Source organism: Cellulomonas avistercoris (genome assembly GCF_014836445.1).
Classification (GTDB): domain Bacteria; phylum Actinomycetota; class Actinomycetes; order Actinomycetales; family Cellulomonadaceae; genus Cellulomonas; species Cellulomonas avistercoris.
In genome coordinates this window covers 279,988-298,508 of the sequence record NZ_JACSQV010000002.1, presented here as the reverse complement: position 1 = coordinate 298,508, position 18,521 = coordinate 279,988, and the positions used below count along the sequence as shown (strand labels likewise).

Sequence of the window (18,521 nt, the reverse complement as noted above, 5' to 3'; positions counted from 1 at the left end):
CATGCCGGGACCATCGGCTCTGCCGCACCACGTCTTGACACGCAGGAGCGGGTGTCGCCCGGACGGATGCCCGGACGACACCCGCTCGACGCGGGCGGCGAGGTCAGCCGACGCGCATGGTGTGCGCCGTCGCCGTGGGCAGGTACCCCGCGTCACCGACGTAGAGCGCCGTGACGACGCTCGACGTCCGCACGGCCGGCAGGGTCACGGTCGCGGCCCCGTCGACCAGGCGGAACGTGCCGACGGGCCGCAGCCCGAGCAGCACCGTGACGCGGCCGGTCGCGGCCGGAGCCCCGTCCCCGCCGCCCACGCGCACCGTGATCGTGGGCGTGCTGCCCGCGGGCACGGTCCACGTCGCGGTCTCGAGCGTCGCCTTCGAGGACCCGGGGACGACCCGGACCTGCTGCGTGGCGCCCTGGGAGCCCGCGACGTCGTCGTTGCCCTCGTACACCGCGACGAGCGCGTGCGTGCCCGTCGCCAGGGTGCGCGGCAGCGCGACCGTCGCCGTGCCCGTGAGCCCGTCCACCGTGACGTCCGCGGTCGCGAGCACCTTGCCGCGCTCGCGGATCGTCACCTTGCCGGACGGCGCCCAGCTCTGGCCGGTCACCGTGACGGTGGCGGTGGCCTGCTGGCCGTACCGGACGACGGCCGGGGCGACGCGCAGCGTCGTGGTGGAGGCCGACGGTGCGAGCACCGCCTCCACGACGTTCGACGTCGACGGCGCGTAGACCGGGGTGTCGGGCCGGTACTCCGCCCGCAGCTGGTGCGTCCCCGCGTTCAGGGACTCGGTGCCCCAGACGCCCGCCCCGTCGACGACCTCGGTCGTGCCGAGCTCGGTGTCGCCGTCGTACAGCGTGAAGGTGCCCGTGGCCTCGCGCGGGGTGACCGTCATCTGGAACAGGGTCCCCTCGCCCGCGGTCCACGCGGACTCGACGTCGAGCGTCGTGGTCGTCTCGACGACGTCGGGCACGGTCACGTCGACGACCTGCGCGCGGTCGCCCGTGCCGTTGAGGTGGTGCAGCACCAGGATGTCCGCCTCGGCGGCGCCCGGGCCGCCGTGGACGTCGACGGTGGCACCGTCGAACGCCTGCGACACGAAGTCGGCACCCACGTTGGACTCGAACCACAGCGGCGGGTCGTACGGGTCGACCGTGAACTGGACCTCGTCGACGACGCCGTCGGCCGGGAAGGCGTACGAGCTGCGCATCTGCGCCGTGACGCCGACCTTCGTGCCCGGCTCCACGCCGAGCGCCTCGAGCGGGACGGGCACGACGACCGTGCTGTTGTCGAACGCGCCCGCCTCGACGTCCCCGGCGAAGGGGTAGAGCAGCTCGGGCCCGAAGAGCGCCTCCTCCGGGTCGGCCGGGTCGTACACCTCGACGACGGTGTAGTCCGTGTCGGCCAGCTTGCCCACGCGCGCCGCGACGTCGGTCTCGCCGTCACCGTCGGTGTCGAAGAGGATGCGCGGCGCCAGCGCGTGGCCGAGGACCGCCCAGTCGGCGTCGGTGGCGATGCCGATGCCGAGGTAGCCCTCGAGCGTCGGGTCACCGCCGGCGGCCGTCACCGCGGGTGCGGTGGACGCCCAGCCCGCGTGGCGGATGTCGCCGGCCGCGACCGTGGAGCGCGACGTCTCCGCGCCGGCGGGCAGCGCCTCCAGGCGCGGCGAGTCGGCGGCGTGGACCAGCGGGGTCGCCAGGCCGTACCAGCCCTCGGACTCGACGTCGCGACCGCTGAACGTGAGCTCGCCCGTCCCGGCCGACGGGTCGGGGAACGTGACGTCCGCGGCCTCGAGGTCGGTCGTGGGACGCGGCGTGCCCTGCACGGGCAGGCGCCACCGGGTGTCACCGGACGTCAGGACGAGCCGGCCGGAGACCTGCGAGACGTACTCGCGGGCGATGCCCTCGATCTGCTCGGCCTGCTGGGTCGGGTCGATGTCACGCGCGACGGTGGCCGGGTCGGCCGTGAACGTCAGCGTGACGATGCCCGTGCCGCCCGCGGGGACCCGCAGGCTCGCCGGCGCGGCGGTGATGGTCGCCCCGCCGGAGGTCGTGCTCGACGTGACCTGCGTGCTGTAGGTGCGGGCCGTCGAGCCCAGGTTCTGCACCGTGACGGCCTTGCGGATGGTCACGGGCTCGTCGGCGAGCGGCACGACGCCGAAGCTCACCGACGTCTGCTGCGGCCGCTCGGCGTTGTACAGCAGGGTGTCGCTCGTGACCGCGGCGAGCGCGTCGACGCGGCCCGAGCCGACGCGCGCCGGCCCGTAGAACACGTCGCCGCCGGCCTCGGTCGCGAGGTCGTGCGTGGCCGTGTTGACGATGGCGGCCTTGACCTGCGCGGCCGACCAGCCCGGGTGGGCCTCGCGGACCAGCGCGGCGATGCCCGCGACGTGCGGCGACGCCATCGACGTGCCGTTGCTCGACGAGGCGCCGGTGCCGGAGCCGACGTTCGCGGACACGATCTGCTGCCCGGGGGCCGCGACGTCGGGCTTGCCCCAGCCGAGCGAGCCGTGCACGCCGCGCGAGGAGGACGGGCTCAGGGTGTCGGCCCCGACGTCCTGCCGCGTGCTGAGCGCGAGCCCGGGGCCGATGGTGGCGACGAGCGTGCCGGCCTCGATCTCCGGCAGCAGCGCGTCGGTGGTGGCCGCGGTCATCTGGAACCCGGGGATCTGCTCGTTGCCGGAGATGCCGGCGGAGAACACCGCGAGCTCGGTCGGGAGGATCACGCCGACCGCACCGGCGGCCGTCGCGTTGTTGAACCGCGCGACCGAGCCGCACCGGCGGCTCGCGTCGTCGTCGTCCCACCAGAGGTACGCGATCTTGCCCGCGACGGTCGCGGCCTGCTCACCCGTGAAGGCCTCGCAGCCGTCGAACCGCTCGCCGACGTAGGCGACGGTCGCGGTGACGTCCTCGCCCGCGTAGGCGACGGAGTTCTGACCCGCGTGCCGGCCGACGAGCTCGGTGTCGGACGCCTCGACGACCTCGACGGCGTCGAACGCGAGGTCCTTGCCGACGGACCACGCGACGGTCAGACCGGCGAAGCCGTTGCCGGGCGAGCCACCGATGTCCTCGACGTCGCCCTCGTTGCCGGCGGACAGCACGACGGTCGTGCCCAGCGCGGTCAGCTCGGCCACCTGCGCGGACTCCGGGTCGTCCGCCGGGGCGCCGGCGCCGCCGAGCGAGAGGTTGAGGACGTCGAGGCGGTCGTCGAACGAACCGTCGCCGTCGGGGTCGGCGGCCCAGTCGAGCGCGAGCGCCGTGAGGTTGGTCGAGCCCGCGACGTCGCCGAAGACCTTGAGCGCGTAGAGCCCGGCCATGGGCGCGGTGCCGGGCCCGACGGGCCAGTCCAGCACCGACTCGAGCTCGGAGTAGTCGCCGTCGAACGTCTCGCCGTCGGGCGTGATGCCGTAGCCCGCCGCCGTGCCCGCGACGTGCGTGCCGTGCCCGTGCACGTCGATGGGGTTCTCGTCGGGCGCCGGGACGAGCTGCTCGCCCTCGCCGTCGGCGTCGTAGTCGACGCCCGCGAAGTCGTAGCCACCGAGGAACTTGGCGGGGTCGTACGAGCCCGCCGGGACCGGACCGGTGCCGTCGGCGCCGTACGCGGCCTCGTAGGCCTCGACGGTCCCGGGACCACCGAAGTCGGCGTGCGTGTAGTCGATGCCGGTGTCGATGATGCCGACGGTGACGTCGGTGCCCAGGACGCCCGTGCTCTGCCAGGTGGCCAGGGCCTTCGTGAACTCGACCTGCGCGGCGTTGTCGAGCGTGCGGCTGGCGACCAGGCGCACGGAGCGGACGTCGGGGTCGTCGGCGAGCGCGCGCAGCTGCGCGGCGTCGCCGAGCACCAGGGCGCCGGACACGAGGTTGGTCACCGTCGCGAGCCGCTGCGGCTGCGCGGCGGCGGTGCGCGCACCGGACTGCGACGCCTCGGCGGGGACGACGTCCTCGGCGGCGGCCTGCGTGGCGTCGGCGGCGGCGCGGACCTGCGCGGGGCTGCCGCCGTCGGCGGCGACCTCGACACCGGACGGGGTGGTCAGCTCGACGAAGGCGGTGACGGTGCCGCTGGCGTCGGCGAGCGCGTCACCGACACCCTCGACGCGGTCGACCGGGACGTCACGGTCGACGAGGAGGTCGGACAGGTCGGCGGTCGGTGGTGCGGCCGAGGCGGCGGGGGCGCCCAGCAGGGCGCCGGCGAGGACGACGGAGACGGCGGTCAGACCAGCGATCGGGCGACGTGGCATGTGTCTCATCCCGGGGTGTCGGACGAAGCGGAACGGGAAGGCGTCACGACGGGAGAGCCCCCGGCGACGTCACACCTGGGTGTGGCTGCTGTCACAGCGCCCCGGGTACGAGTGCACGCTACTGACCGGTAGGCGTTTCGTCACCCCATCCTCACAATTTCCCCTCGGTCGGCTTCGTCGCCTTCGTCGGGGTCCGGCGACGGCGCGTCGCCGGGGGGTCAGCGTGCCGCGAACGACTCCAGGCCGTGCGGGGGCGTGGGCACGCCGACGGGGGAGGGGGCCGAGGCTGCGGGGGTCTGCGCACGCTCCGCGAGGACCCGGGCGGTCACGATCGGGATCGAGCCGGTGCGCGGCACGTCAGCGGCTGCGGGGGCCGCGGTGAAGCGCGGCTTGCGGCCGGGGCGGCGCCGGAAGCGGCGGTCCTCGATGCCCTCCAGGGTCGTCGCCCGCCACACGGCGCCGCCGTTGAGGCGGCCGTCGGGCTGCGGCAGCCACGGCACCTTGCGGGACAGCCAGACGCGGATCGTGGCGTGCTCGACGTCGAGACGGCGCGCGAGGCGCGCGATGTCGTAGAGGTCGTCGAGGTTGTCGCGGGGGGCGGGCTCGGGGGTCGAGGGGACGGTGTCGACCGTTGCGGGTCGCACGTCGTCTGCAGGCACGGGCCCAGCGTATCGGCCGCCACCGTCGTAACGTGTGACGGCTTGGTAACAGGATGTGCACAACATCTTCGCCTGCTCCGGAGCCTCAAGTGGGCTGGACGATCGTCCGAGACACCTAACGTGTTTCGCGTGAGTGACAGAAAGTGGATCCGGCGTCGGTCGTCGGGCGGCAGGCACGCCGCTCCGGGCCCCGCGTCGACAGACCTCCCCCGCGCCCTGACCCCGGGCCGCGTGCCCACCCGCATCGCCCAGGCCGGTGTCGCGCTCGGCCTGGTCCTGAGCATGGGCGCCGTCGTGGTGACCGCCGAGGCCGAGGAGCCGAGCACCGCGTCCGTCGCCGGCGAGCCGACGCTCGCGCTGGCCCCCGACGCTGGTACCGCGTCGCCGCAGCTGCGCGCGCAGGCCGTCGACGCGGCGATCGCCGCCGTCGACCAGGTCGGGCGCGTGCGGGCCGACGCGGCACAGGTCGCCGTCCCGGAGGACGTCCTCGCCGAGCTGGACGCCGCGACCGCAGAGCTCCAGGAGGCGATCGCGGACGTCGACGCCCAGCCGGTGGTCCGGCGCGACAGGAGCGCCTCGCGCAGCGCCGAGCGCGGCGAGGCCGACGCGACGCCCGCGACGACCCCCGACGCCGCCACGATGGGGCCGACCGCCGAGCCGACGACGGACGCGGCGCCCGCGACCGACGACGCGGCGCCCGCGGACGACGCGGCGGAGCCCGCGACGCCCGCCGAGACCGACGCGCTCGTCGACACGACGCTCCCCGACACGACCGACCCCCTGACCGCACCGCTGCGCGAGGCGCTCGACCGCGTCCGCCAGGCGGCCCAGGTCGTCCTGAGCACGACGGAGCAGAAGCGGGCCGAGGCCGAGGCGGCCCAGCTCGCCGCGCAGGTCGCCGAGCAGCAGGCCGCCGAGCAGGCCGAGCGCGCCGCCGCCGAGCAGGCGGCCCAGCGGGCCGCGTGGAAGGCGTCGCTGGGCGGCTACGCGAACGGCAAGGTGCCCGCGTCCGCCCTGTGCAGCCCCTCGTTCGCCCCCTCCGCGCAGCTGCGCTGCGACGCGGCCGAGGCCCTCGAGGGTCTCAACGCGGCGTACGCCGCACGGTTCGGCACGCCCCTGACGATCTCCGACTCCTACCGCTCCTACGCCGGGCAGGTCGCCTGCCGGGCCGCCAAGGGCAGGATGTGCGCCGCGCCGGGCACGTCCAACCACGGCATGGGCGTGGCCGTCGACCTGGGCGGCGGCGTGCAGACGTTCGGCACCGCGCAGCACCAGTGGATGCGTGACAACGCCCCCTCGTTCCAGTGGATCCTGCCCGAGTGGGCCCGTGCCGGTGGCAGCAAGCCGGAGGCGTGGCACTGGGAGTACGTCGGCTGAGTCATACGATCGGCTGCATGACCGAGCCGACGTCGCCGACGCGCCCCCTCGTCGGGCGCGGGGCGGAGCTCGACGACATCGACGAGCTGCTCTCGTCCGTCGCCACGGGCGGGGGAGCCACCGTGCTGCTCGAGGGCGAGGCGGGTGTGGGACGCACCCGCCTCGTCGAGGCGCTGCAGCGGGCCGCCGAGCTGCTCGGGATCGAGGTGTGCCTCGGCCGGGCGGTCGGCCCGACGGCGGCGCCGTACGCGATGCTGACCGACGCCCTGCTGGGACCCGCGCGCGGCCGCGACGACGCGGGTCCGGTCGTCGCGGAGCTCACGGCGCTCCTGGAGGTGCTGCCACGGGAGCGCTCCGACGCGCCCGCCCGGTTCGCGCGCGCCGACGAGCTGTTCGCGGCCCTCGTGCGGCGCCGCGGGGAGCCGGGTCCCTGGGTCCTCGTGCTCGAGGACGTGCACCTGGCCGACCCGTGCACGCTCCACCTGCTCGCCGGCCTCGCCGGTGAGGGAGCGCTGCCGCGAGCGCTGACCGTGATGACGATGCGCGGCGTGCCGCACCGCGCCGACCTGGACGTCGTCGTCGCGGGCTGGACGCGCGCGGGCGCGCGGTACCTCGAGCTGCGGCCCCTGAGCCCCGCGGCGACCGCCGAGCTCGCGCAGCACCTGCTGCACGCCGGCAGCATCGGTCCCGCGCTGCGGGGCGTGCTCGGGACCACGGGCGGCAACCCCCGCCTCGTCGTCGACGTGCTGCGCACCGCCGAGGCGTGCGGCGTGCTCGAGCGCAGCGGCGGCGTCGTGGAGGCCGTCGGCACGGGGTGGCTCGACGAGCTCGACGAGGTCGGGCGCGCCCACGTGCAGCACCTGGGCCCGCAGGTCCTGACGATGCTCGGGCAGGCGTCGGTGCTCGGGGGGTCGTTCGTGGTCGGTGACCTGGCCGCGCTGGCGGGCGAGCCGGTGACCGAGTGCTGGCGGACGCTGCGCCACGGGCTCGCGGCGGGCGTCGTCCACGCGCGCGGCGACCGCCTGGTGTTCCGCCACGACCTGGTGCGCACGTCGTTGTACGCCGCCCTCGACGAGGGGCAGCGCCGCGCGCTGCACGCCCGCGCGGCGTGGGCGCTGCGGGCCGCGGGGGCCCCGCCGCACGTCGTCGCGGCCCACCTGGAGCGCGCACGCTGACACCGTGCGGCCTAGGGTCGGACGTGGGCGCGGGCCGCGCCCACCCACCGACGTACGAGGAGTGGACATGCCCACGCGCACCGCACGGACCGCCTGGAACGGCACGCTGCAGGACGGCAGCGGCCAGGTCGAGCTCAGCAGCTCGAAGGTCGGCACGTACGACGTCTCGTTCCCCCAGCGCGCGGCCGAGGACGCCGGCGGAACGACCAGCCCCGAGGAGCTCATCGCCGCGGCGCACTCGTCCTGCTACGCGATGCAGCTCTCGGCGGACATCGCCGAGGCCGGCGGGACGCCCGTCGCGCTCGAGGTGACCGCCGACGTGAGCCTCGGCCCGGACCCGGCCGGCGGCTTCCGCATCACGGGCATCGCGCTGAAGGTCCGCGGCGAGGTCGAGGGCCTGGATGAGGCGGGCTTCCGTGCCGCCGCCGAGTCGGCCAAGAAGGGCTGCCCGGTCAGCAAGGCGCTGACCGGCACCGAGATCACGCTGGACGCCGCGCTGGAGTCCTGAAGGTGCGGCCGGCGGCGCGTTCACGCGCCGCCGGCGCGCCTACCCCCTGGACGGCCGGTGCAGGTCCCGGCGGCGCGGTGGGAGACTGCCGACCGTGGCTGTGACGACCGACGCGACCGGGACCGCCGTCCGGGACGTCGTGCACGCGCTGCGCGCCGTCGTGCGCGGGAGCGTCGACGACTCCTCCCGCCGCCGTGCGGAGTACTCCACCGACGCCTCGAACTACCGCGTGGTACCGCAGGTCGTGGTGTTCCCGCAGGACGTCGACGACGTGCTCGCTGCGCTGTCGGTCGCGCGCGAGACCGGGACGCCCCTGACCTCGCGCGGCGGCGGGACGTCGGTGGCGGGCAACGCGGTGGGGACCGGCATCGTCCTGGACTTCTCGCGGCACGTGAACCGCGTGCTGTCGATCGACCCCGAGGCCCGCACGGCACGCGTCGAACCCGGCGTGATCATGTCCCACCTGCAGCGGGCCGCCGCGCCGCACGGCCTGCGGTTCGGCCCCGACCCGTCGACGCAGGCGCGCGCGACCCTCGGCGGCATGATCGGCAACAACGCGTGCGGGCCGCGCGCCGTGGCGTTCGGGCGCACGGCGGACAACGTGGTCGAGCTCGACGTGGTCGACGGCACGGGACGCCGGTTCACCGCCGGCGCCGGAGCGGGTGCGCTGGACGTCGTCCCGGGGCTGGACGCGCTGGTCCGCAGCCACCTCGACGTGGTCCGCACCGAGCTGGGCCGGTTCCGCCGCCAGGTGTCGGGGTACTCCCTGGAGCACCTGGCGCCCGAGCACGGCACCGACCTGGCCAAGATGCTCGTCGGCACCGAGGGCACGCTCGTGACGCTCCTGGGCGCGACCGTGGACCTCGTGCCCGTGCCGTCCGCGCCTGTGCTCGTCGTGCTCGGCTACCCCGACATGGCGACGGCCGCCGACGACGTCCCCGCGCTGCTCGCGCACGCGCCGCTGGCGATCGAGGGCATGGACGCGCGGCTCGTCGACGTGGTGCGTCGCGTCAAGGGCGCGTCCGCGGTGCCGGACCTGCCGCCCGGGGCGGGGTGGATGATGTGCGAGGTCGGCGGCGCGACGCTCGACGAGGCGATGGCCACCGCGCGGGCGCTCGCGGCCGCAGCGAGCACCGACGCGGTCGGGATCTTCCCGCCCGGCCCCGACGCCGCGGCCATGTGGCGGATCCGCGAGGACGGTGCGGGCCTGGGCGGGCGCACGCCGTCGGGCGAGCAGGCGTGGCCGGGGTTCGAGGACTCCGCGGTCCCGCCCGAGCGCCTCGGCGCCTACCTGCGCCAGCTCGAGGCGCTGATGGCGGACCACGGCGTCGACGGCCTGGCGTACGGGCACTTCGGCGACGGCTGCGTGCACCTGCGCCTCGACGTCCCGATGACGCGGTCGGGCGACCCGCTGCGGGCGTTCATGGAGGACGCCGGCGCCCTCGTCGCGCGCCACGGCGGCTCGCTGTCCGGCGAGCACGGCGACGGGCGCGCGCGCTCGGAGCTGCTGCCGCTCATGTACTCGCCGCGCGCGATCGACCTGTTCGGTGCCGTCAAGGACCTGTTCGACCCGCGCGACCTGCTCAACCCCGGGGTGCTCGTGCGGCCGCGCCCGCTCGACGCGGACCTGCGCCGTCCCGCGGCGCGCCCGCTGCTCGCGGGGTCCGGCGGGTTCGCGTTCGCGCACGACGGCGGCGACATGACGACCGCGGTGCACCGGTGCGTCGGTGTGGGCAAGTGCCGCGCCGACAACAGCGCCGCGGGCGGGTTCATGTGCCCGTCGTACCTGGCGACGAAGGACGAGAAGGACTCGACGCGGGGCCGCGCGCGCGTGCTGCAGGAGATGGCGAACGGCTCGCTGGTCTCCCGGGGCTGGTCCTCGCCCGAGGTGCACGAGGCCCTCGACCTGTGCCTGAGCTGCAAGGCGTGCTCGTCGGACTGCCCCGCGGGCGTCGACATGGCGCAGTACAAGGCCGAGGTGCTGCACCGCACGTACAAGGGCCGGCTACGGCCCGTGAACCACTATGCCCTGGGCTGGTTGCCGCGCTGGGCGCGGCTCGTCACGGCCGTGCCGGGGCTCGCGTCGCTCGCGAACGCCGTGCTCGGCGTGCGCCCGGTCGCCAAGGCCGTCCTCGCGCTCGGCGGCATGGACACGCGCCGCCGCATGGTGAGCTTCGCGCCCGTACCGTTCCGGGCGTGGGCGCGCGGCACGGGCCGGCGGTCGGGCGACGTGCGCGTCGTGGGACGTCGCGACGCCGCGACCGTCACGCTGCCGGTCGACACGGTCGACGAGGCCGGGATCCCCGAGGCCGCCGGGATCCCCGACGCCGCCGGGACCCCCGCGCCGCGCCCGCCCGTGCTGCTGTGGACCGACTCCTTCAGCGACACCCTCGCGCCGTCCGTCGCGCACGCGGCCGTCGCGGTGCTGCGGGACGCGGGCTACGACGTGCTCGTCCCGGACCACGACGCGTGCTGCGGCCTGACGTGGATCAGCACCGGACAGCTCGACGGCGCCCGCCACCAGCTCGAGCACCTGCTCGAGGTCCTCGGGCCGTTCGCCGTCAACGGCATCCCGATCGTCGGGCTCGAGCCCTCGTGCACCGCGGTGCTGCGCAGCGACCTCGTCGACCTGCTGCCCGACGACCCCCGGGCCGTGGCCGTGCAGCGCGAGACGCGCACGCTCGCCGAGCTGCTGACCGCGCCAGCGCCCGTCGGCCCCGGCGACCGCTGGCAGGTGCCCGACCTGTCCGACGTCACGGCCGTCGTCCAGCCCCACTGCCACCACTACTCGGTCATGACGTGGACGGCCGACCGGCGCCTGCTCACCGACGCGGGTGCGACGTTCTCCGCGCTCGCGGGCTGCTGCGGCCTGGCCGGCAACTTCGGCATGGAGAAGGGCCACTACGACGTGTCGGTCGCCGTCGCCGAGAACGCGCTGCTGCCCGCCCTGCGGGCCGCCGCCCCGGGCGACGTGTACCTGGCGGACGGCTACTCGTGCCGCACGCAGGCCGAGCAGCTCGCGGACGTGCAGGGCGTGCACCTGGCCGAGCTGCTGGCCTCGCGGCTGCCCGGGCGCGGAGCGCCGACAGACGGGGCAGGCGGCGCCGTCAGTCCGTGAGCAGGGCCTCCACGCGCTGCACCTTGCCGTCGAGCTCGCCGGTGTGACCCGGGCGGATGTCGGCCTTGAGCACCAGGCTCACGCGGTGACCGTGCGCGCCGACCGCCTCGGTCGCGCGCCGCACCACGTCCATCACCTCGTCCCACTCGCCCTCGAGGGTCGTGAACATGGCGTCCGTGCGGTTCGGGAGCCCCGACTCGCGGACGATGCGGACGGCGTCGGCGACGGCCTGGGACACGGACTCGCCGGCACCCAGCGGCGCGACGGAGAAGGCGATGAGCATGCCTCCACCCTGCCCCCGCGGACCGCGCGCGTCCACCGGCCGGAGGTTCACCTGAACGGCTGACCAGGACGTGGGACGCAGGCTCGTCCTGCCTCCGACGGGCTGACTGGGCCGCCCGAGATGTGGGACAGTGTCCGGGCGACGCCGCACGCCGCGCCCGCGACGTGCCGACGTCACGACCGCCCCGCTGTGCAAGGAAGGCCCGGACGCGACATGCCGATCTTCGAGCTCGACGACGGGCGCCCACGCCTCGTCCAGCCGATGCAGCCGCTCGCCGGGTCGTTCGCGCAGGAGGTCACCGCCCTGGTCACGCACCACCTCGCCGCCATCGCCGGTGAGCCCCTGTTCGTCGTGCGTGCGCGCGGCACGTCGGACCGCGCCGACCTGCCCGAGCTGCTGGCCCTCGACGCGTCCGGGCGCCCCGTCGTGGTCGCCGTCGCCCAGGTGCTCGACGACGACGCGATCGTCGCGGCGCTGCGTCACGGGGGTGCGGCGGCCCGCATGACCACGGCCGACCTCGCGCGGGCCTACCACGTGGACCCCAGCCGGTTCGCCGTCGACTTCGCGGCGTTCCGCGAGCACGTGCCGTTCGGCGCCGCGGCGAGCCGCCGGCACGGTGGCGTGCGCCTGCTGCTGCTGTGCTCCGAGGTGGCCGCCGAGGCCACGGACACCCTCGGGTTCCTGCGCGGCGGCGAGCACCAGGTCGACGTGCTGCAGGTCGGTGTCGTCCGGGGCGACGAGCGCCGTCTCCTCGAGGTCTCGCCGCTGGCCCTGCACGAGGGTGTGCGTCGGACGGTCGAGCCCACCGCGCTGCGCCTCGTACGCTCGAGCGAGGCGTTCGCGACGGCGATGGCCTACGAGGCCGACCGTGCGCCGGGCCTGCCGGCCGGCCGGTCCAAGTCGCTGCCGACGGGTGAGCTGCGCGCCGTCACCCCGCCCGAGCGCACCGAGCCGCCCGCGCCGACCCCCATCGGGCGGCGGGGGACCGTCACGGAGCCCACGCCCCTGCCCTTCCGCACCGCGGGTCCCACCGCGCAGCCGCCGGAGCCGCCCGCCGAGTCGCCGCGCCACGGCGGACCCGGACGGCCCGACGTCACCGAGTGGCCGCGGGACGCGTCCGTCCCGCCGACCGCGTCGATGCTCGAGGGCCCGCCCACGCTCACGCCCGTCGCCGGGCTGCGCGCGGCCGTCGTCGACGGCGCAGGGGCGCGTCCCGCCGACGCCGACGCCCCGACGCCGCCGCGCGGGCAGCCCGCCGCGGAGGTCGTCGACGACGCCCGGCGGCAGCAGCGCCCGGACTGGCCGTTCCCCGAGCTCGCGATGCTCGCCAAGCGGCGCCGCGCCGTGACGACGCTGGTGTGGGTGCGCGAGCGGCGCGGTCAGCGCTTCTCCGCGCTCCTGCGCTCCGACGGCATGATCGAGCTGCCCGACGGCCGCGTCGTGGCCGACCCCGACGTGGCCGCCGCGACGCTGTCCGGCGTCGAGGGCGTCGACGGCTGGCGCGCGTGGCGCCTGGGCGACGGCGGCCCGACGCTCTCGGAGGCCACGGGCGCGCTGTGACGCCCGGGCTCAGCCCCAGCCGTAGGCCACGAGCCACCGCGTGAGCTCGGCGTAGAACCGCTCGCGCGCGGGGTGGGCCGACAGCGTCAGGTCGTGCATGGCCCCGGCGACGCGCACGGTCGTGACCACGGACCCGAGCTGCACGGCCCGCCGGGCGATCGCCTCGGTGTCGAGCACGATGTCGGCCGTGCGCATCTCCTCGCTCCAGCGGGGGCTGATGAGGGAGCGGGCGGACATCGCGGCGAACACCGGCACGTCGATCGCCAGGCCGCGCGCGACCGTGGCGTGCCCCGCGAGCACCGCGCTCAGCCAGCCTGCGCGCACGGGGAACGACGGCGTGGGCCGCCACCGTTCGTCGACGGTCCAGTCCCCGCCCGTGACCGCGGCGATCGTGCGCGCGTAGTAGCCGGGGTCGATGTTGGGCAGCGCCGCCTTGGGGTTGAAGCGCGCGAGCCGGGCGATCGCGGGGCTCGACAGGTGCCGGACGAGCGACGAGCCCTGGAGCTCGAGCCACGGGGAGTTGAGCACCAGGCCCTGCACGGCGCCCGGGTGCCGCGCGACCCACAGGCTGAGGACGAGCCCGCCCGTCGAGTGGCCCATGAGCATGATGCGCACCAGCGAGCCGAGCTCGGCGCGCATCACCTCGAGCGCCGCGCCGACCTCCTCGTCGTACGTGCGCAGGTCCTCGATGTAGCCCGGGGTCTGGTGCGGGCGCAGGGAGCGGCCGTACTTGCGCAGGTCGAGCGCGTAGAACGCGACCCCCTGCGCCTGCCAGTACCGTGCGAGCGGCCGCTGGAAGAAGTAGTCGGACCAGCCGTGGACGTAGAGGACGGCGCGTGCGGGGCGCAGCGTGGGGTCGGGCAGGTGACGCACGAGCGTCGCGGTGACCTCGCCCTCGTCGTCGTCGGGGAGGTCCAGGCGACGGGCCTCGAAGCCCTTACCGAGGGCGTCGGGCGCCCAGTCGTGCGTCAGGGCGGCGCCGTCCCACAGGGCGGTGCCGGACGGCGCGGCCACGACGCCTCAGACCTCGAGGACGATCTTGCCGACGTGCGCGCCGGACGCGAGGCGCGCGAGCCCGTCCGCGGCACGGGCCAGCGGGTACGTGGAGTCGACGAGCGGGCGGATGCCCGTACGCGCGAGGAACGCCAGGACGTGGCCCAGCTCGTCGCGCGTCCCCATGGTGGCGCCCACGATGCTGATCTCCTGGAAGAACACCTTGGTCAGCGACGCGGGCTCCGGGTCGCCCGACGTGAGGCCGGCGACGACGATCCGCCCGCCGGGTCGCACCGAGCGCACCGAGTGCTCCCACGTCGCCCGCCCGACGGTCTCCAGGACGACGTCGACGCGACCGATGCGGGCGCCCGGCTCGACCGCCTGCGCCGCGCCGAGCCCCAGCGCGCGGAACCGCTTGGCCGGGTCCCGGCTGGTGACGACCATCTCGAGCCCCGCAGCGGACCCGAGCTGCACGGCGGCGACCGCGACGCCACCGCCCGCGCCCTGCACGAGCACGCGCTGCCCGGGCTGCGCGGCGCCGGAGCGGAACAGCATCCGGTACGCCGTGAGGTACGCGGTAGGGACGCACGCGGCCTCGACGAACGTGAGGTCCGCGGGCTTGTCGACGAGGTTCCAGGCGGGCACGGCGACGCGTTCGGCGAGGGTCCCCGGGTAGCGCTCCGAGAGCAGGGTGCGCGGCTCGTCGGCCGGCACGCCGCGCCCGTCCGGCCCGCCCACCACGGCGTGGACGACGACCTCACGCCCGTCCGCCGTGACGCCCGCGGCATCGGTGCCCAGCACCATGGGCAGCTGCTGGTCGCGCAGGCCGACGCCGCGCAGCGACCACAGGTCGTGGTGGTTGAGCGACGCGGCGCGCACGTCGACGCTCGTCCAGCCCTCGGGGGCCTCGGGCGCGGGCGCGTCCCCGACCTCGAGGCCCGCCAACGGGTCGTCGGGCGAGAAGGACACCACGCGGGCAGACAGCATGCCCCCACGCTAACCGCCCACCCCCCGAACGCCCGCCCACACCACCCCCCTTCCCCCGCGAGAGAGCAATCCGGTCAACCAGGTACTCGCGAGAGAGCGATCCGGTGTCGGTGTCCGGTGCCGGACTGCTCTCTCGCGGCGGGAGGGGTGGGGGTGATGGGTGCTGGATTGCTCTCTCGCGGCGGGAGGGGTGGGGGTGGGTTACAGGAGGGGGAGCATGCGGCCCAGGTCGGGGACGGCGTCGGAGGTGTAGCGCGCCTGCAGCGCGAGGGCGAGCTCGTCGACGTCGTACGGGGTGCGGCCCGCGGCCAGACGGACCCACCGGCGCGCGTCGACGACCTCGAGGTCCCAGCCGCCGCGGGCGCGGACGATCGCGAGCAGCTCGTCGGCGGCGAGCGCGAGCGCGGTCGGGTCGACGGGGTCGGGGACGGCGTCGGCGCTGCGCACCCGGCGCACCGAGCGGTACAGGTCGTCGCCGTGCACGACGAGCTCGACGACGCGGGACACCGTCATCGTCGACAGCCGCACCGGGCCGCGGCGGGCCTGCACCACCGGGTCGCCGGGGCCCAGCGTGTCCAGCGCCGCGAGCGCGGCGCGCGCCGACGCCGTCACGTACCCCACGGGGTCGGCGGCGTGCTCGGCGGCCAGGCGCCGCGTCGTCTCCGCGATGTCGTCCGCGCGGTCGGGGTACGACCCGAGGTACTCGCCGAGGGTGAGGGGCAGCGTGCCCTCGGGGGCCGGCGTGCAGACCGCGAGGGCGTCCATCGCGCGGCCCAGGTGGGCCCACAGCTCGACGACGTTCCAGCCCTCGAGCACCGACGGCTCGCGTCCCAGGCGGGGGTCCGCCATGAGGTCGACCCAGTCGTGCAGGCGGTCCCACTGGGCGCGCAGGGCGGTGGCGGCGGTCGTGACGTCGACGGACATGCGCCCATGGTGCCGTGTCCGCGCGGTCAGCGCGGGCGGGCCACCTCGCGCAGGAAGTCCGCGACGTGCCGCCCCACCTGGTCCTCCTCGATGAGGAAGCCGTCGTGGCCGAAGTCGGAGTGCACGTACCGGACCGGCCCCGCGCCCGGGACGGCGGCGGCCACGCGCTCGGACTGCGCGGGCGTGAACAGGCGGTCGCTGTCCACCGCGATGACCAGGGCGCGTGCCGTGACCTGCGCGAGCGCGGCCTCGACGCCGCCGCGGTCACGGCCCAGGTCGTGCGTGATCATCGTCCGCGTGAGCGTGACGTAGCTGTTGGCGTCGAAGCGCCGGGCGAGCTTGTCGCCGTGGTGGTCGAGGTACGACTGCACCGCGAACCGCCCGCCCTCCAGCGGGTCCTCGGCGCCCTGCGGGATGCGCCCGAACCGGGTGTCGAGCTCGACCGCCGAGCGGTACGTCTGGTGCGCGATCTGCCGGGCGATGCCCAGGCCCACGTGCGGGCCCTCGCCGTCGGGGACGCCGTAGTAGTCGCCGTCGCGGTAGCGCGGGTCGGCGAGGATCGCGGCGAGCTGCGTGTGGAACCCGGCGATCTGGTCGCCCGACGTCTGCGCGCAGGTCGCGATGGCGGCGATCGCGTCGACGCGGTCGGGTGCCGTGGCCGCCCACTCCAGGACGCGGTGCCCGCCCATGGACGCGCCGATGACGAGCGCCCACGAGTCGATGCCGAGCAGGTCGGCGAGCCGCACCTCGGCAGCCACCTGGTCGCGCACGGTCAGCAGCGGGAACCGGCTGCCCCACGGCTGCCCGTCCGGTGCGGTCGACGCCGGGCCGGTCGAGCCCTGGCACCCGCCGAGCACGTTGGGCGCGACGACGAACCAGCGGTCCGTGTCGATCGGCGCACCGGGGCCGACCATCGACTGCCACCAGCCGGGCGTCGGGTGGCCCGGTCCGGCCTCGCCCGTGACGTGCGAGTCGCCCGTCAGGGCGTGCAGGACCAGGACGGCGTTGCTGCCGTCCTCGTCGAGCTCGCCCCACGTCTCGTAGGCGAGCCGCACGGTGGGCAGGCGCCCGCCCGACTCGAGCTTGAGCGGCCCGAGGTCGGCGAACTGCCGCCGACCGGGGTCGGCGCCGTCGCGCCAGGCGGCCGTGACGGGCACCGGCGGACGCTCGGGCAGCGGGCGACGGCTGCCGAGCGTCGCGCCGCGCCGCGCACGACGCCCGACGAGCGGGTCCGGGACCTCGACCGCGCCCGACCCCGCACCGGGCTGGGCACCGGGCATCGCACGCCGGGGCGTGCGGTCCGGGGCCTGCGTGCGGGGGTCGGGCTGCGTCATCGTGCGGGGGCCTTCCGTCGGTGCTCCGGGAGCAGGTTCTCAGGCGTCCTTGGCGGCGCGGAAGCCGGCGTCCAGGTCGGCCAGGATGTCATCGATGTGCTCGATGCCGACAGCCAGACGCACGAGGCCCGGCGTGACGCCCGACTGCAGCTGCTGCTCGGGCGTGAGCTGGCTGTGCGTCGTCGACGCGGGGTGGATCACCAGCGAGCGCACGTCGCCGATGTTCGCGACGTTCGAGTGCAGCTCGAGCGCGGACACGAACGCCTGACCCGCCGCGGCACCCCCGTCGAGCTCGAAGGCCAGCACCGCGCCCGCGCCGCGGGGCGCGTACTTGAGCTGGTTGGCGTGCCACGGGCTGGACTCCAGGCCCGCGTAGTGGACCTTGCGCACCTCGTCGCGGGCCTCGAGCCACTGCGCGACCTTCTGCGCGTTCTCGACGTGCCGCTCGACCCGCAGCGACAGCGTCTCGATGCCCTGCGCGATGAGGAACGCGTTGAACGGGCTGATGGCCGCGCCGAGGTCGCGCAGCAGCTGCACGCGCGCCTTGAGGATGTACGACATGTTCACGCCGAACGCGCCGCCGACCCCGAGGTCCCGCGCGAAGACGAGGCCGTTGTACGACGGGTCGGGCGTGTTGTAGTTGGGGAACCGCTCGGGGTGCTGCGCGTAGTCGAACGTGCCGCCGTCGACGACGACGCCGCCGATCGCCGAGCCGTGCCCGCCGAGGTACTTGGTCGCCGAGTGCACGACGACGTCGGCGCCCCACTGCAGCGGGTTGATGAGGTACGGGGTCGCCACGGTGTTGTCGACGACGAGCGGCACCCCGTGCTCGTGGGCGACGCCCGCGACCAGCTCGATGTCGAGCACGTCGGCCTGCGGGTTGGGGATCGTCTCGGCGAAGAAGAGCTTGGTGTTCGGGCGGATCGCGTCGCGCCACGCCTGCGCGTCGTGCGGGTCCTCGACGAACGTCGTCTCGACGCCCAGCTTGGGCAGCGAGTGCTTGAGCAGGTTGTACGTGCCGCCGTACAGGCTGGGGGAGGCGACCACGTGGTCACCGGCCTCGGCCACGTTGAGGATCGCGAAGGTCGAGGCCGCCTGGCCGGACGCGAGCAGCAGCGCGCCGACGCCGCCCTCGAGGCTCGCGATGCGGTTCTCCACGACCTCCTGGGTGGGGTTGCCGATGCGCGTGTAGATCGGCCCGAGCTCCTTGAGCGCGAAGCGGTCGGCGGCCTGCTCGGCGGAGTCGAAGACGAACGAGGTCGTCTGGTAGATCGGCAGCGCCCGCGCGCCGGTGGTGGCGTCGGCGGACTGGCCGGCGTGAATCTGGCGGGTCTCGAAGCTCCAGCTCTCGTTGCTCATGGTGTGCTCC

General features: G+C 75.5%; 13 protein-coding genes. 5 read left to right on the top strand and 8 right to left on the bottom strand.

Features of this window, described 5'->3' with window-relative positions:
• Positions 1-103: 103 nt before the first annotated feature.
• Together H9657_RS03620 and H9657_RS03615 are read right to left on the bottom strand one after the other, a co-directional pair.
• Complete coding sequence (locus H9657_RS03620; protein WP_191780417.1) at positions 104-4,234, bottom strand: S8 family serine peptidase; 4,131 nt, start codon at positions 4,232-4,234, stop codon at positions 104-106.
• Between the two features lie 218 nt (positions 4,235-4,452).
• Positions 4,453-4,893, bottom strand: coding sequence for a hypothetical protein (locus H9657_RS03615; RefSeq protein ID WP_191780415.1), 441 nt, complete (start codon positions 4,891-4,893; stop codon positions 4,453-4,455).
• A gap of 231 nt (positions 4,894-5,124) precedes the next feature.
• Between H9657_RS03615 and H9657_RS19530 the strand changes: the two genes are divergently transcribed.
• The 4 genes from H9657_RS19530 (at position 5,125) to H9657_RS03595 (ending at position 11,071) form a co-directional block, all read left to right on the top strand.
• Entirely contained in the window at positions 5,125-6,270 is a 1,146-nt protein-coding gene (locus H9657_RS19530; protein ID WP_191780413.1) for a M15 family metallopeptidase, read from the top strand.
• Between the two features lie 17 nt (positions 6,271-6,287).
• Positions 6,288-7,445, top strand: coding sequence for an AAA family ATPase (locus H9657_RS03605; protein ID WP_191780411.1), 1,158 nt, complete (start codon positions 6,288-6,290; stop codon positions 7,443-7,445).
• Between the two features lie 67 nt (positions 7,446-7,512).
• Entirely contained in the window at positions 7,513-7,953 is a 441-nt protein-coding gene (locus H9657_RS03600) for an OsmC family peroxiredoxin (RefSeq protein ID WP_191780409.1), read from the top strand.
• A 94-nt stretch (positions 7,954-8,047) separates the two neighbouring features.
• A complete protein-coding gene (locus H9657_RS03595; RefSeq protein WP_191780408.1) occupies positions 8,048-11,071 on the top strand; it encodes an FAD-binding and (Fe-S)-binding domain-containing protein in 3,024 nt (1,007 codons plus the stop codon).
• On the opposite strand, the gene H9657_RS03590 is transcribed toward H9657_RS03595, so the two are convergent.
• Positions 11,061-11,354, bottom strand: a complete 294-nt coding sequence (locus H9657_RS03590; protein ID WP_191780406.1) for an MTH1187 family thiamine-binding protein — start codon at positions 11,352-11,354, stop codon at positions 11,061-11,063. The two genes, H9657_RS03595 and H9657_RS03590, sit on opposite strands and share 11 nt — an antisense overlap.
• A gap of 213 nt (positions 11,355-11,567) precedes the next feature.
• Between H9657_RS03590 and H9657_RS03585 the strand changes: the two genes are divergently transcribed.
• Positions 11,568-12,914 (top strand): restriction system modified-DNA reader domain-containing protein, encoded by a 1,347-nt coding sequence (locus H9657_RS03585; protein ID WP_191780404.1) that lies wholly within the window; start codon positions 11,568-11,570, stop codon positions 12,912-12,914.
• A gap of 9 nt (positions 12,915-12,923) precedes the next feature.
• Here the strand turns inward: H9657_RS03585 and H9657_RS03580 are convergent, their stop codons facing one another.
• From H9657_RS03580 to H9657_RS03560, 5 genes are all read right to left on the bottom strand, one after another.
• Complete coding sequence (locus H9657_RS03580) at positions 12,924-13,928, bottom strand: alpha/beta hydrolase (protein ID WP_318241254.1); 1,005 nt, start codon at positions 13,926-13,928, stop codon at positions 12,924-12,926.
• Positions 13,929-13,934: 6 nt separating this feature from the next.
• Entirely contained in the window at positions 13,935-14,894 is a 960-nt protein-coding gene (locus H9657_RS03575) for a zinc-binding dehydrogenase (RefSeq protein ID WP_191780402.1), read from the bottom strand.
• Positions 14,895-15,095: 201 nt separating this feature from the next.
• Positions 15,096-15,818 (bottom strand): maleylpyruvate isomerase N-terminal domain-containing protein, encoded by a 723-nt coding sequence (locus tag H9657_RS03570; protein WP_191780400.1) that lies wholly within the window; start codon positions 15,816-15,818, stop codon positions 15,096-15,098.
• Positions 15,819-15,844: 26 nt separating this feature from the next.
• The gene (metX, locus tag H9657_RS03565) at positions 15,845-17,152 is read right to left on the bottom strand and encodes a homoserine O-acetyltransferase MetX (RefSeq protein ID WP_191780398.1); all 1,308 of its coding nucleotides are present in this window, start codon (positions 17,150-17,152) and stop codon (positions 15,845-15,847) included.
• 39 nt (positions 17,153-17,191) lie between these two features.
• Complete coding sequence (locus tag H9657_RS03560) at positions 17,192-18,511, bottom strand: bifunctional o-acetylhomoserine/o-acetylserine sulfhydrylase (protein WP_191780396.1); 1,320 nt, start codon at positions 18,509-18,511, stop codon at positions 17,192-17,194.
• Positions 18,512-18,521: the final 10 nt, after the last annotated feature.

Excerpts from the sequence above, each read along its gene's own strand:
- H9657_RS03560 (WP_191780396.1), bottom strand. The coding sequence starts at position 18,511 with ATGAGCAACGAGAGCTGGAGCTTCGAGACCCGCCAGATTCACGCCGGC.
- metX (WP_191780398.1), bottom strand. The coding sequence starts at position 17,152 with ATGACGCAGCCCGACCCCCGCACGCAGGCCCCGGACCGCACGCCCCGG.
- H9657_RS03620 (WP_191780417.1), bottom strand. The coding sequence starts at position 4,234 with ATGCCACGTCGCCCGATCGCTGGTCTGACCGCCGTCTCCGTCGTCCTC.
- H9657_RS03570 (WP_191780400.1), bottom strand. The coding sequence starts at position 15,818 with ATGTCCGTCGACGTCACGACCGCCGCCACCGCCCTGCGCGCCCAGTGG.
- H9657_RS03605 (WP_191780411.1), top strand. The coding sequence starts at position 6,288 with ATGACCGAGCCGACGTCGCCGACGCGCCCCCTCGTCGGGCGCGGGGCG.
- H9657_RS03590 (WP_191780406.1), bottom strand. The coding sequence starts at position 11,354 with ATGCTCATCGCCTTCTCCGTCGCGCCGCTGGGTGCCGGCGAGTCCGTG.
- H9657_RS03585 (WP_191780404.1), top strand. The coding sequence starts at position 11,568 with ATGCCGATCTTCGAGCTCGACGACGGGCGCCCACGCCTCGTCCAGCCG.
- H9657_RS03575 (WP_191780402.1), bottom strand. The coding sequence starts at position 14,894 with ATGCTGTCTGCCCGCGTGGTGTCCTTCTCGCCCGACGACCCGTTGGCG.
- H9657_RS03600 (WP_191780409.1), top strand. The coding sequence starts at position 7,513 with ATGCCCACGCGCACCGCACGGACCGCCTGGAACGGCACGCTGCAGGAC.